Raw genomic sequence first — 13,413 nt, forward strand, 5'->3', positions numbered from 1 at the left:
GAGCATAGATCGGCAACCGAGGCTTAAAAAGGTTTTTATGGCGTAACCAAAGGGAAGTTTGATTTAGCGCAATTTCGCTGTGCGGATGGGAATTATTACGCTTTCCGGGGGCGGTGCCCCCGGAAAAGAGGTCAGGAGAACAGGGCGATCAGTACCGGTGCCAGCAGGCTTAGCAGGAAGCCATGCACAATCGCCGGTGGCACCATTTCCAACCCGCCGCTGCGTTGCAATACCGGCAGGGTAAAGTCCATGGAGGTGGCACCGCACAGGCCCAACGCAGAGGAACGGCTGCGTCTTACCAGGCTTGGGATCAGCATAATCGCCACCAGCTCGCGTGCCAGATCGTTAAAGAAGGCTGCGCTGCCCAATACCGGACCGTAGGCATCGGTGATCAGAATGCCGGAAAGCGAATACCAGCCAAAACCGGAGGCCATGGCCAGCCCGGCTTTGATCGGCAACCCCAGCAGCTGCGCTGCCAGCGCCCCGCCGGCCAGTGCACTGACCGTCACCACCACGGCCACCATCATGCCGCGTCGGTTAAGTACGATTTGGCGCAGGGTCATGCCGCTGTTGCGCAATTGGATGCCGACCAGCAACAGCAGGAAAATTAACGCGTATTCGCTGCCTTTATTGGCAAACTGCAACCATTGCCACTGGGTCAGGCCGAGCAGGAAGCCGCCGAGTACCACACCGCAGAGTTTGAGCGATTCCAGCGCCATATGCAGGCGCGAGGGCAGCTTTTCCTGTTTATGGCTGTTCCGCCACGGCATTTTATGTTCCAGCAGCGCCAGCATCAGCAGGCTGGCAGCGAGAATGCACAGGAAGAACATCGAGGCATACTGGAAAATCAGCACCAGATTACTGCTCAGATCTTCCAAAAACGCCAGGCTGATACCCATGAAAAACAGGATCACGTAAACCATCCAGCTCAGCAGACGGTTAATGGTTTGCAGTAACGTTCTGCTGCGTAATGGAACCAGGTAACCGGCAAACAGCGGTAAGAGAATAATCAGCAGTCCTGAATACATGGTGAAGCTTACGTCCTTTGTTCGGCAGATGGCGCCAGGATGACCGGCGAGGCACCACACGCTAACCAAAACGGCGACTGGAGTAAAGCGGCAGATTTGACGTCGTCCTCTTGACCTGCAAGGGGTTTTTTGACCATGCTCAGAGAGGTCACCCCATTAAGGACGGTGGCAGCGCGCACGGGAGGCGACAGATGTTCTTAGAGCGTATCGAGATTGCAGGTTTTCGCGGCATTAACCGGCTGTCGCTGATGTTGGACGACAACACGCTGCTGCTGGGTGAAAACGCCTGGGGTAAATCCAGCTTGTTGGACGCCTTGACCCTGCTGCTGGCGCCGGAGCAAAAGCTGTACCGTTTTGAAGGGCATGACTTTCATTTCCCCCCTGGCGAGGAAGAGGCCAAAGAACGGCATTTACAGGTGGTCTTTACCTTCTGTGAGAAAGACATCGGCCATGCTCATCTCCCCCGTTACCGCCACCTTTCGCCGCTGTGGGTCAAAGGCGAGGATAACCTCAACCGAATTTATTACCGCTGTGAAGGCGAACTGGCCGATGACGGCACGGTTTGTACCTGGCGCGGCTTCCTGGATGCCGACGGTAACGCGATGCAGTTGCATCATATTGAGCAACTGGCACATGCCATTATTCGCATCCATCCGGTATTGCGCCTGCGCGATGCGCGTTTCATCCGCCGTCTGCGGCCCAGCACGTTGAACGATGAAAACCCGGCTGACAATAAGGCCCTGTCCCAGCAGTTGGATCAATTGACGCGAGAGTTGGTACGCAACCCGCAAAAGCTGACTAACGCCGAGCTGCGGCAGGGGTTGGCAGCAATGCAGCAACTGCTGGAGCATTACTTTGCCGAGCAGGGTTCGCAGGTCTCCCGGCCGCGCCGGCAAAGGTTGGATCAAGATCAGGATCAGCAGGCATGGCGCTCCCTGGACAGCATCAACCGTATGGTGGCAGAACCTAACAGCCGTAGCATGCGGCTTATCTTGCTGGGAATGTTTTCTACGCTGCTGCAGGCCAAGGGCAGCATCAAGCTGGATCCGCACGCCCGGCCGCTGCTGCTGGTGGAAGACCCGGAAACCCGTCTGCATCCGATTATGCTGTCGGTGGCCTGGGGGCTGCTTAACCAGTTGCCGTTGCAACGGATCACCACCACCAACTCCAGTGAACTGGTGTCGCTGGTGCCGGTAGAGCATGTTTGTCGGTTGGTGCGTGAGTCCGGGCGCGTCGCCACTTACCGCCTGGGACCGCGTGGGCTGAGCCCGGAGGATGGGCGCCGCATTGCTTTTCATATTCGTTTTAATCGGCCATCTTCGCTGTTTGCCCGCTGCTGGTTGCTGGTGGAAGGCGAGACCGAGGTCTGGCTGTTGAGCGAGCTGGCGCGTCAGTGCGGATATCACTTTGAGGCAGAGGGCGTACGCGTGATCGAGTTCGCCCAATGCGGATTAAAACCTTTGCTGAAGTTCGCCCGTCGCATGGGCATTGAATGGCATGCTTTGGTGGACGGTGATGAAGCGGGGAAAAAGTACGCCAATACCGTACGCAGCATGTTGGATAACCACGACGATAACGAGCGTGACCGACTGACCGCGTTACCGGCACCGGATATGGAGCATTTTATGTTCCGCGAAGGCTTCAGCCCGGTCTACTACCGGGTGGCCTCGGTGCCGAAGAATACGCAGATGCCGGTGCGTAAGGTGATCCTCAAGGCGGTGCATCACTCCTCGAAACCCGATTTGGCGATCGAAGTAGCGGTGCAAGCCGGCCAGTGGGGCACGGACTCGGTGCCGCCACTGCTGAAGAAAATGTTTTCGCGTGTGACCTGGCTGGCGCGTGGCCGCGCCGATTAGACCGAAGTAAAACGGGGCTGGGCACGAAAGTGCTCTGCCATTCCCAGTTCCAACTCGTCCAGCAGTTGATAGCGACGGCGGTATTCAGCGCGTTTCTTGCTGGCCACTTCTTCGATCGGTTTGCGGGTGATGTTCTTCGGCAATAAAAAATAGCCGCTTTCAAGCATCTGGCCGCCCATGGATACCCAAAACTGATCGTAGTCGGCATGCAGCTTGTCTTTCTTTTTACTGTGATAACGCCAGTTCTGGTAGATATGGGTGGCGTTGCCGACCGCCACGATTTGCTGAATGCCCAAATGGTGGGCCAGAGCGCAAATCCCTTCCAGTGCCAGGCGTTTCGGGAACAATCCGTGACACTCCTTGGTGGCCTGCTGGATTTCAGCATGCGGTACCTGATGATTAGCTCCCTGTAACCCGCCGATAAACAGCGTCGGTTTCTGCTGATAGTGCATCAGCGAAAAGGTGATTTCCGCTAACATAATACCGTTGGCGTTGCGCAGCAGCAGGGTGGCTTCGCCTTCCTTGTTCAGGTTGTCGATGGCCGCCAGTTCGAGTGACACCGCGGCGCCACTCTTGCCTTCGGCACTGGCGAGCACAAAAGGCTTTTTCAGATGACCGAGCAGCATTTTCATTGGCATGCGTTGGGTGCTGAGATCGTAGTGGTCGCGCAGGGCAAATAAGCACTCGATTTTACTCATGTTGGCTGCCAGATACGGACGATGCAGTTTGCACGGCAGATTGGGTTGCGCGTTCAGGATCTCATCCAGCAGGGGATTGGACGCCAGCGTGCTGAGCAGGCCGCTGGTGGTGCGCCAGCAAAATAACGAACGGCCGATAAACTTCAAGCGGAATGACGTTTTTTTCCAGGCTTTACTCGGCGTCTTTTCGCCATTGATCAGCGCCGTCATCAGTTGCCAGCTGTTAAGCGGACGTGCAGATACGAGTGGGTAGCTGAGCTGTGACATGATGAAATCCTTGACTGTATTGAATGGTGCTATTTCATCAAGGCTTCACTAAACGAGAGGTCAATGCCCAACTGTAACCAAGCGTGTCTCCACATTGTGTTGAGCTAAGGTTTAGTTATTCCGCACCGTGCGTGATAATTTAGCCCCGCTGCCGCTATTGGCAGTATGAATTGCAACAGGCAGGAACCTATTTTGACGTGGTTTAAAGGACACAAACGACGCTGGATAATCGCGCTGATCGTAGCGGCGGTAATCGCTGTGCCGGCGGTCTGGCACTTTGGGCACCCGACGCCAACCCAGTTTAAAACGGTGAAGGTCACCCTGGGCAGTCTGCAGCAAAACGTACTGGCGACCGGTCAGCTCGACGCGGTTCGCAAGGTGGACGTGGGTGCGCAGGTCAGCGGGCAGTTGGAAAGCCTGTACGTCGAAATTGGCGACCGGGTGAAGAAAGGCCAGTTGCTCGGCGTGATTGATCCGCAGCAGGCGAAAAACAGCATCCGCGAGGGCGAGGCGACGCTGCGCGAGCTCCATGCCCAGTTACAGCAGGCGCAAGCGGAACAACAGCTGGCGGCGGTTACGCTGCAGCGCAATCAGGCCTTGGCCAAACTGCAGGCCGTCTCGCGTCAGGATCTGGATCAGGCCGCCACACAGCTGGCAGTGAAGAAGGCGCAGGTAGGCACCATTCATGCGCAAATCGCCAAAAACCAGGCCAGCCTGGACACGGCAAAAATCAATCTGGCTTTTACCCGCATTGAAGCGCCGATGGATGGCGACGTGGTGCAAATCACCACGCTTCAAGGCCAGACGGTGATCGCGGCGCAACAGGCGCCGAACATTTTGACGCTGGCAGATCTCAGCACCATGTTGGTAAAAGCCCAGGTGTCGGAAGCGGACGTCATCAGCCTGAAGCCGGGGCAAAAAGCCTGGTTTACCGTGCTGGGCGATCCTAATCGACGCTTTGATGGCGTGTTGAAAGATATCCAACCAACGCCGGAAAAGGTCAATAACGCTATCTTCTACTACGCGCGCTTTGAAGTGCCGAACCCCGAGGGGTTACTGCGTTTGCAAATGACGGCGCAGGTGCATATTCAACTGGCGGGGGTCAATCAGGCGCAAATTATCCCTTTGGCGGCCTTGGGCGATCAAATTGCGGATAACCGCTATCAGGTTTCGATCCTCAAGCAGGGCAAGGAGGAAAAGCGCGAAGTGGCGATTGGCCTGCGTAATAATATTGACGTGCAAATCCTCAGCGGACTGAATATCGGCGACGAAGTGATCGTCAGCCGCGGCGGCGCGGAGCCTCTCTGATGGCCGCATTGTTGGAACTGAGCGGCATCAGCCGTAGCTATCAGTCGGGCGATCAGACGGTGGCGGTGCTGAAGAACGTGAGCCTGAGCATCGAGGCCGGCGAAATGGTGGCCATTATGGGCGCCTCCGGCTCCGGTAAATCGACGCTGATGAATATTCTCGGCTGCCTGGATAAGCCCAGCGCCGGCGTGTATCGGGTGGCAGGGCAGGACGTGGCGACGCTCGATAGCGACGCGTTGGCTCGGCTTCGGCGTGAACATTTCGGTTTTATTTTCCAGCGGTATCATTTGTTGCCGCATTTGAGCGCGGCGCATAACGTCGAAGTGCCTGCGGTATATGCCGGGCTGGGCAAGGCGGCACGACGTGAGCGTGCGGTGGCGCTGTTACAGCGCCTGGGGCTAAGCGAGCGCGTCAGTTACCGACCTAGCCAGCTTTCCGGAGGTCAGCAGCAGCGGGTCAGTATTGCTCGTGCGCTGATGAATGGCGGTCAGGTGATCCTGGCGGATGAACCGACGGGTGCCCTCGACAGCCATTCCGGTGAAGAGGTGATGACCATCCTCAAGCAGCTGCGCGAGCAGGGGCATACGGTGATTATCGTGACCCACGATCCGGCCGTGGCCAAGCAGGCTGAGCGGATCATTGAAATCCGCGACGGCGAAATCATTGCCGATTCACGCCCTGATGGGCAGAGCAACCCGAACGCCAAACCGCTGGAGATGGTTACGCCGGCGCCGTCCTGGCAGCAGACTATCGGACGTTTCCGCGAAGCCTTGGTGATGGCCTGGCGGGCAATGGCGGCAAGTAAGATGCGCACTGCGCTGACCATGCTCGGTATTATTATCGGCATCGCCTCGGTGGTTTCGATCCTGGTGATCGGCGATGCAGCCAAACAGATGGTGCTGGCAGATATCAAATCCATCGGCACCAATACGGTAGATATCTATCCCGGCAAGGACTTTGGTGACGACGATCCGACTTTCCGCCAGGCATTGAAGTACGACGATCTTGCCGCGTTGCGCGAGCAGCCTTACGTCAGCGCATTGTCGCCCAGCATCGCCAGCAGTATGCGGCTGCGGCTGGGTAACGTTGATGTTGCAGCCAACGTTAACGGCGTCAGCGAACAGTTTTTCCGCGTGTACGGCATGACCTTTACTGAGGGCGTCGGCATTGATCAACTGCAGGTGCAATCACAGTCGCAGACGGTGGTGATCGACGCCAACACCCAGCGCCGCCTGTTCCCGAATCAGAAAGAGGTGGTAGGCCGGGTGATCCTGGTGGGCAATATGCCGGCGACGGTAGTGGGGGTAGCGAAGGAAAAGCAATCTATGTTCGGCAGCAGCAAGACGCTGAACGTCTGGGTGCCCTACAGCACCATGGCCAATCGGCTGATGGGGAACGCCTATTTTGATTCGATTACCGTGCGCATTCGTGATGGTTACAACAGCCAGGAGGCGGAGCAACAGCTGACGCGCTTGCTGACGCTGCTCCACGGCAAGAAAGACGTCTTCACCTATAACATGGACAGCCTGGTGCAGACCGCAGAGAAAACCACGCGTACGCTGCAGCTGTTTTTGACGCTGGTGGCGGTGATATCACTGGTGGTCGGCGGTATCGGCGTGATGAACATCATGTTGGTATCGGTGACGGAGCGCACGCGTGAGATCGGCATCCGCATGGCGGTGGGGGCACGCTCCGGCGACGTACTACAGCAGTTTCTGATTGAAGCGGTGCTGGTGTGTCTGGTCGGCGGTGCTTTGGGGATTACGCTGTCCTTTGCCATCGGCCTGTTGGTGCAGTTGGTGTTGCCGGGTTGGCAAATCAGCTTCCCTCCGGCGGCCCTGTTGAGTGCGTTTGTCTGTTCCACCGCTATCGGCGTGGTGTTCGGTTATCTTCCGGCCCGCAGCGCGGCGCGGCTTAACCCGATTGACGCGCTGGCACGCGAATAATCAGCGAATAAAAAATGCCAGTCACACGGCGGCTGGCATTTTTTAGCGGGGTGTTTCAAACTGACTCTGTGGATGCGCGTTAGGCCAGGGCCTCGCTTTCCAGTGGCACAATAAGACTCGCATGGTTCCCTTTTGGCCCTTGGTGCACATCAAAACTGACCTGCTGGCCGGCTTTGAGTGTCCGGTACCCATCCATCTTAATCGTAGAATAATGGGCGAATATGTCTTCGCCGCCGCCTTCAGGACAGATAAACCCAAACCCTTTGGCGTTGTTGAACCATTTAACAGTACCCGTCTCCATGCTTTTACATCCCTCGCAACGCTATTTTTAGGTGAGATGAATAACTGAATTCGCACCCGCCAGAAGCAGGTAGCAGATGAGCCTGAAAGTGGTTAAAACACCACCAGCTCACGAATTTACACTCTAGAGCAAATGATCATCACGTCAAGGGATCGGCTTTTGTCGGCAGGGAGCAGTTCATCAAAGTTTGAAGCAGGTAACGATCTTGACATTGTTTGGTAACAATTCGTCAGAGATTTTTGCGCACGTTCCAGTGCGGCGGGATGATGGCGAAGATGATAAAATAGTAATGATACCCCACTTTGAATAACCGGAACCTGTCCCCATATTAAAGGACAGAGCAGAGAAGATGAGCAGCGATGGGCAATAACAACGGTTGGCTAAATTTCGAACATTTGGCCGAGGAAAAACAAATCGATGCGGTAAAACCGCCGTCTATGTATAAAGTTATACTTAACAACGACGATTACACACCGATGGAATTTGTGATTGACGTTCTGCAAAAGTTCTTTTCTTATGATATTGAACGCGCAACGCAACTGATGCTCACGGTCCACTATCAAGGCAAGGCGATCTGCGGTGTCTTTACCGCCGAGGTGGCGGAAACCAAGGTCGTCCATGTGAACCGTTATGCGAGGGAGAACGAGCATCCGTTGCTTTGTACGCTAGAAAAAGCCTAGATTTAGGCAACTATTGGGGAGGTGCTTATGCTCAATCAAGAACTGGAACTCAGTCTCAACATGGCTTTCGCCAGAGCGCGTGAGCACAGACACGAGTTTATGACCGTGGAGCACCTGTTGCTGGCGTTACTCAGCAACCCTGCCGCGCGAGAAGCGCTAGAGGCATGTACGGTGGATCTGGCCGCGTTACGCCAGGAGCTGGAAGCCTTTATTGAACAAACCACGCCGACGCTGCCCGCCAGCGAAGAAGAGCGCGACACTCAGCCGACGCTCAGCTTCCAGCGCGTACTGCAGCGTGCGGTATTCCATGTGCAATCTTCCGGCCGCAGCGAAGTCAGCGGCGCCAACGTGCTGGTGGCGATTTTCAGCGAGCAGGAGTCGCAGGCGGCTTACCTGCTGCGCAAACACGACGTCAGCCGTCTCGACGTAGTGAACTTCATTTCACATGGCACACGTAAAGACGAGCCGGGCCAAGCGCCGAATGCGGAAAACCCGGTGAATGAAGAGCAGTCCGGAGGGGAAGACCGTATGGAAAACTTCACCACCAACCTCAACCAGTTGGCACGGGTAGGCGGCATCGATCCTTTGATTGGCCGTGACCCTGAACTGGAGCGTGCTATTCAGGTACTGTGCCGTCGTCGCAAAAACAACCCGCTGCTGGTGGGGGAATCCGGCGTCGGTAAAACGGCGATTGCCGAAGGCCTGGCCTGGCGCATTGTGCAGGGCGACGTTCCGGAAGTGATGGCGGACTGCACGCTGTATTCATTGGATATCGGTTCATTGCTGGCCGGTACCAAATACCGTGGCGACTTCGAAAAACGTTTTAAAGCGTTGCTGAAACAGTTGGAACAGGATAAAAACAGCATTCTGTTTATCGATGAGATCCACACCATCATCGGCGCCGGTGCGGCTTCCGGTGGGCAGGTAGACGCCGCCAACCTGATTAAACCGCTGCTCTCCAGCGGCAAGATCCGGGTTATCGGTTCCACTACTTACCAGGAATTCAGTAACATTTTTGAAAAAGACCGCGCGCTGGCTCGTCGCTTCCAGAAAATCGACATTACCGAGCCGACGCCGGAAGAGACCATTCAGATCATCAACGGTCTGAAGACCAAGTACGAAGCGCACCACGACGTGCGTTATACCGCCAAAGCGGTGCGTGCGGCGGTCGAGCTGTCGGTGAAATACATCAACGACCGTCATTTGCCGGACAAGGCTATCGACGTGATTGACGAGGCGGGCGCCCGCAGCCGGTTAATGCCGGTAAGCAAACGCAAGAAAACCGTCAACGTGGCCGACATCGAATCTGTGGTGGCGCGTATTGCGCGTATCCCGGAGAAAACCGTGTCGGCGAGCGATCGCGACGTACTGAGAAGTCTGGGCGATCGTCTGAAAATGCTGGTATTCGGGCAGGATCAGGCGATTGAAGCGCTGACTGAAGCGATCAAGATGAGCCGTGCTGGTTTGGGGCACGATCGCAAGCCGGTCGGTTCCTTCCTGTTTGCCGGGCCAACCGGCGTCGGGAAAACCGAGGTGACGGTGCAGCTGGCGAAGGCGATGGATATTCAGCTGCTGCGTTTTGATATGTCCGAGTATATGGAACGTCATACCGTCAGCCGTCTGATTGGCGCGCCTCCGGGCTACGTCGGTTACGATCAGGGCGGTCTGCTGACCGACGCGGTGCTCAAGCATCCGCACTCGGTGGTGCTGCTGGATGAAATCGAGAAGGCGCATCCGGACGTGTTCAACCTGTTGTTGCAGGTTATGGACAACGGTACCCTGACCGATAACAACGGCCGCAAAGCGGACTTCCGCAACGTGATCCTGGTGATGACTACTAACGCCGGGGTACGTGAAACCGAACGTAAATCGATTGGTCTGGTGCAGCAGGACAACAGCACCGATGCGATGGAAGAGATCAAGAAAGTGTTCACGCCGGAATTCCGTAACCGTCTGGACAACATTCTTTGGTTCAACCATCTGTCGACCGAGGTGATCCAGCAGGTTGTCGATAAGTTTATCGTCGAACTGCAGGCGCAGCTGGATGCGAAGGGCGTGTCGTTGGAAGTGAGCGATGAAGCGCGTGACTGGCTGTCAGTGAAAGGCTATGACCGTGCAATGGGCGCTCGTCCGATGGCGCGTGTGATGCAGGAAAACCTGAAGAAACCGCTGGCCAACGAATTGCTGTTTGGTTCACTGGTGGACGGCGGTTCGGTGAAAGTCGAGCTGGACAAGGACAATCAGAAACTGACTTACCACTTCCTCAGCGCGTCGATGCGTAAAGCGGATGAAGGTGCGGTGCACTAAGGCCGGGTCAGATAAAGAAAAAGCGATGCTTCGGCATCGCTTTTTTTATGGGTGAATTTCACCACAACAGAAATGATTGAGCCCTCTCAGTTTACCTGCGCTCTCGCAACTCGATGTTGAACGTTGCTACGGGGGTAAACGGAAAGGGCTCCGGAGGCATTACATCCTCGGTGCCGCCATCGGCTGGCGACGAGTGAGCCGATTAACGGCTACGGAAGACAATGCGGCCTTTGCTCAGGTCGTACGGGGTCAGCTCTACAGTGACTTTGTCGCCCGTCAGGATGCGGATGTAGTTCTTACGCATTTTACCGGAGATATGTGCGGTTACCACGTGCCCGTTTTCCAATTCAACGCGGAACATGGTGTTCGGCAGCGTATCAAGAACGGTGCCCTGCATTTCAATATTGTCTTCTTTGGCCATCGAATCCTCTAGGTCTAACTACCTTAGTTTTTAACCGGCAAGATAATGCCGAAAAACCCACATTATGTAAAGAAGTGTCGGCGAACATTGCACCGTTTCCGCAAAATTAGTTTGTTGGGGAGGGTGGTTCAACCTGCTGTGGGGGTAACACTTGCGGTGCCCAACACTCTGGCGCTAATGGCTTGCGCTGAAGTTGGCTGAGCTGCTGCAAAAATTGTCTTCGGGGGATCTCTTTCGCTCCCAGCGTGGCAGTGTGAGCGTTAAGCACCTGACAGTCAATCAATTCTCCGCCATAAGCGGCAAAATGACGGCAAAAAGCCATCAAAGCGCATTTGGACGCGTTGGGGGTACGGCTAAACATGGATTCGCCGCAGAACAGGGCGCCCTGGGCCACGCCGTACATGCCCCCCACCAGCTTGTCATCCTGCCACACCTCTATCGAATGGGCGAAACCGAGGCGGTGCAGGTGCAGATAAGCGCGCTGCACCTCCGGGCCAATCCAGGTGCCTTCCTCCGGCCGATCGGCACAGGCGGCGATCACCGCCGCAAAGTCGTGATTTAGCGTGACGCGGAAGGGGTTGCTGCGCAAAAAGCGTTTCAGACTGCGGCTGATATGGCGTTCGGCAGGAAACAGCACCGCCCGTGGGTCGGGCGACCACCACAAAATGGCCTCCCCGGGGGAAAACCAGGGAAAAATGCCGCGCTCATAGGCAGCCAAGAGACGAGGCGCTGTCAAATCACCGCCGATAGCCAGCAAACCGTTAGGATCGCGCAGCGCGCCCTCAGGAGAGGGGAACGCCAGCGACTGCGATGACAGCTTAACAATGCGCATATAAGGTCTCAGCGTCCTCTACAGGCTCTTTTACAGCGGTATCCCGCTGATACGTTGACGGAACTGGGCATAACGCCCCTGCTGGCGCATCAGGGAGAGGTGGTCGCCTTGCTCAACGATGTGCCCACCGTCCATCACGCAAATCCGGTCAAGGTGTTCCAACCCATACAGGCGGTGGGTCACCAGGATCAGCGTTTTTCCCCGGCAATGTCGGCGCAGCAGCGCCAGGATCTGCTGTTCGGTTTCGGCGTCCAGGCCTTCGGTCGGCTCATCGAGTAACAGCAGCGGTGCCTGATGCAGCAATGCACGAGCAATGCCCAGACGGCGCTGTTCGCCGCCGGAAAGCTGCCGGCCGCCGTCTCCCAGCCAGGCGTTGAGACCTTCGTTTTCCAGCAGCTTGTCTAAACCGACCTGCTGCAACACTTCGCGCAGTTGTTCATCGGTCGCCGTTGGCGCGGCGATACGCAAGTTTTCGCGCAGCGTATCGCTAAAGATATGCACTCGCTGGCTGACGACGGTGGTCATCTGACGCAGCGTGGTTTCATCGTAAGCGGCCAGGGGATGGCCGTTGAGCAGCATCTGCCCGCTGTCGGCGTTCCAGGCGCGGGTGAGCAATTGCAACAGGGTCGATTTGCCGCACCCGGTGCGGCCGAGCAATGCAATGTGTTCACCGGCGGCAATCTCCAGCGTGACGTCCTGCAACACCGGCTGCGGCTGGCCGGGATAGGTAAAGGTGACCTGTTGCAGACTTAGCATGGCACCGTTTTCGGCAGTTGGGCCATCGGCAGGGAAGATCACTTCCGGTTGTCGATCGATGACCTGCTTCACCCGCGTGGCGGAAGCGATCACCTGACCCATATGCTGGAAGGCGCCGGCTACCGGCATCAAGGCTTCAAACGAAGCCAGTGCGGCAAACACGAACAACGCAATCAGCGCGCCGGGTTGGCTGTCGCCACCGATACCGGCAGCGGTGAGCCACAACATCAACGTCACGGTCAGGCCGCTGGCCAGGATCATCAAAGCCTGTGCCATGCCGCCCAACGAAGCTTGCTGCCACTGACGGCGCTGCCACTGTTTTTCAGTGGCATCCAGAGCCGCGCGGAACTGATCCACGGCACCGAATACCACCAGCTCAGCCTGGCCCTGAAGCCAGGCGGTCAGATCGGTACGGTACTGGCCGCGCAGGGCGGTCAACTGGCCGCCAATCGGCTTGCCGGCACCGTAAAATACCGGCGGCACCAGCAGCAACAGCAACAGCAGGATGCCGCCCAGCGTCAGGGCCAGTGAAACGTCCAGCCAGCTCAGGCCGTAAGTCACCACGACAATCACCACGGCGGCGCTGACCAGCGGTGAAATTACCCGCAGATACAGATGATCCAGCGTATCGACATCCGCCACCAGTCGATTCAGCAGATCGGCCTGTCGGAAGCGGGCAATGCCTCCCGGCGACAGCGGCAGGATCTTTTTAAAGGTGAAGACCCGCAGATGAGACAGCACGCGGAAGGTGGCGTCGTGGCTGACGACCCGTTCGGCATAGCGCCCGGCGGTGCGGAAAATGGCGGCACCACGCACGCCGGCCGCCGGCAGCATGTAGTTGAAGGTAAACAGGCCCGCCAGCCCGGCCAGGGCGGAGGCGGCGAGGAACCAACCGGACAGAGCCAGCAGGCCGATACTGGCCAGCAGCGTGATGATGGCCAGCAGAATGCCCAGACAAATCAGCAGGCTGTGACGACGGTACAGCGCCAGGAACGGCAGCAAAACGCGCATGA

Annotated in this window: 11 protein-coding genes; 5 read left to right on the plus strand and 6 right to left on the minus strand. The window is 56.9% G+C overall.

Annotated elements, in window-relative coordinates:
* Nucleotides 1-131: 131 nt before the first annotated feature.
* Nucleotides 132-1,028 carry a lysine exporter LysO family protein gene (locus EBA31_RS07560; RefSeq protein ID WP_122078090.1) on the minus strand — a complete coding sequence of 299 codons (897 nt, stop codon included), beginning with the start codon at nucleotides 1,026-1,028 and terminating at the stop codon, nucleotides 132-134.
* A gap of 191 nt (nucleotides 1,029-1,219) precedes the next feature.
* On the opposite strand from EBA31_RS07560, the gene EBA31_RS07565 reads away from it, so the two are divergent.
* Nucleotides 1,220-2,884, plus strand: coding sequence for an ATP-dependent endonuclease (locus EBA31_RS07565; RefSeq protein WP_122078093.1), 1,665 nt, complete (start codon nucleotides 1,220-1,222; stop codon nucleotides 2,882-2,884).
* Here EBA31_RS07565 and EBA31_RS07570 read toward each other — a convergent pair.
* Entirely contained in the window at nucleotides 2,881-3,849 is a 969-nt protein-coding gene (locus EBA31_RS07570) for a VirK/YbjX family protein (RefSeq protein WP_020826102.1), read from the minus strand. The two genes, EBA31_RS07565 and EBA31_RS07570, sit on opposite strands and share 4 nt — an antisense overlap.
* Before the next feature lie 192 nt (nucleotides 3,850-4,041).
* On the opposite strand from EBA31_RS07570, the gene macA reads away from it, so the two are divergent.
* The gene (gene macA, locus EBA31_RS07575; protein ID WP_232807774.1) at nucleotides 4,042-5,157 is read left to right on the plus strand and encodes a macrolide transporter subunit MacA; all 1,116 of its coding nucleotides are present in this window, start codon (nucleotides 4,042-4,044) and stop codon (nucleotides 5,155-5,157) included.
* The gene (gene macB / locus EBA31_RS07580) at nucleotides 5,157-7,103 is read left to right on the plus strand and encodes a macrolide ABC transporter ATP-binding protein/permease MacB (protein WP_122078097.1); all 1,947 of its coding nucleotides are present in this window, start codon (nucleotides 5,157-5,159) and stop codon (nucleotides 7,101-7,103) included. The genes macA and macB overlap by 1 nt, the downstream gene beginning before the upstream one ends.
* A gap of 79 nt (nucleotides 7,104-7,182) precedes the next feature.
* On the opposite strand, the gene cspD is transcribed toward macB, so the two are convergent.
* A complete protein-coding gene (gene cspD / locus EBA31_RS07585) occupies nucleotides 7,183-7,404 on the minus strand; it encodes a cold shock-like protein CspD (protein ID WP_004942590.1) in 222 nt (73 codons plus the stop codon).
* A 359-nt stretch (nucleotides 7,405-7,763) separates the two neighbouring features.
* On the opposite strand from cspD, the gene clpS reads away from it, so the two are divergent.
* A complete protein-coding gene (gene clpS, locus EBA31_RS07590; RefSeq protein ID WP_020826105.1) occupies nucleotides 7,764-8,084 on the plus strand; it encodes an ATP-dependent Clp protease adapter ClpS in 321 nt (106 codons plus the stop codon).
* A 27-nt stretch (nucleotides 8,085-8,111) separates the two neighbouring features.
* Nucleotides 8,112-10,391 (plus strand): ATP-dependent Clp protease ATP-binding subunit ClpA, encoded by a 2,280-nt coding sequence (clpA, locus tag EBA31_RS07595; protein WP_020826106.1) that lies wholly within the window; start codon nucleotides 8,112-8,114, stop codon nucleotides 10,389-10,391.
* Nucleotides 10,392-10,593: 202 nt separating this feature from the next.
* Here clpA and infA read toward each other — a convergent pair whose 3' ends face one another.
* The 3 genes from infA to cydC all read right to left on the minus strand — a co-directional run bounded on the left by infA (nucleotide 10,594) and on the right by cydC (nucleotide 13,411).
* Nucleotides 10,594-10,812 (minus strand): translation initiation factor IF-1, encoded by a 219-nt coding sequence (gene infA, locus EBA31_RS07600; protein ID WP_002211347.1) that lies wholly within the window; start codon nucleotides 10,810-10,812, stop codon nucleotides 10,594-10,596.
* A 106-nt stretch (nucleotides 10,813-10,918) separates the two neighbouring features.
* Nucleotides 10,919-11,644 (minus strand): leucyl/phenylalanyl-tRNA--protein transferase, encoded by a 726-nt coding sequence (aat, locus tag EBA31_RS07605; RefSeq protein ID WP_122078100.1) that lies wholly within the window; start codon nucleotides 11,642-11,644, stop codon nucleotides 10,919-10,921.
* Nucleotides 11,645-11,674: 30 nt separating this feature from the next.
* Nucleotides 11,675-13,411, minus strand: coding sequence for a cysteine/glutathione ABC transporter ATP-binding protein/permease CydC (cydC, locus tag EBA31_RS07610; protein ID WP_122078102.1), 1,737 nt, complete (start codon nucleotides 13,409-13,411; stop codon nucleotides 11,675-11,677).
* Between the last annotated feature and the right edge of the window lie 2 nt (nucleotides 13,412-13,413).

This window comes from Serratia sp. P2ACOL2 (assembly GCF_003691565.1).
Classification (GTDB): domain Bacteria; phylum Pseudomonadota; class Gammaproteobacteria; order Enterobacterales; family Enterobacteriaceae; genus Serratia; species Serratia liquefaciens.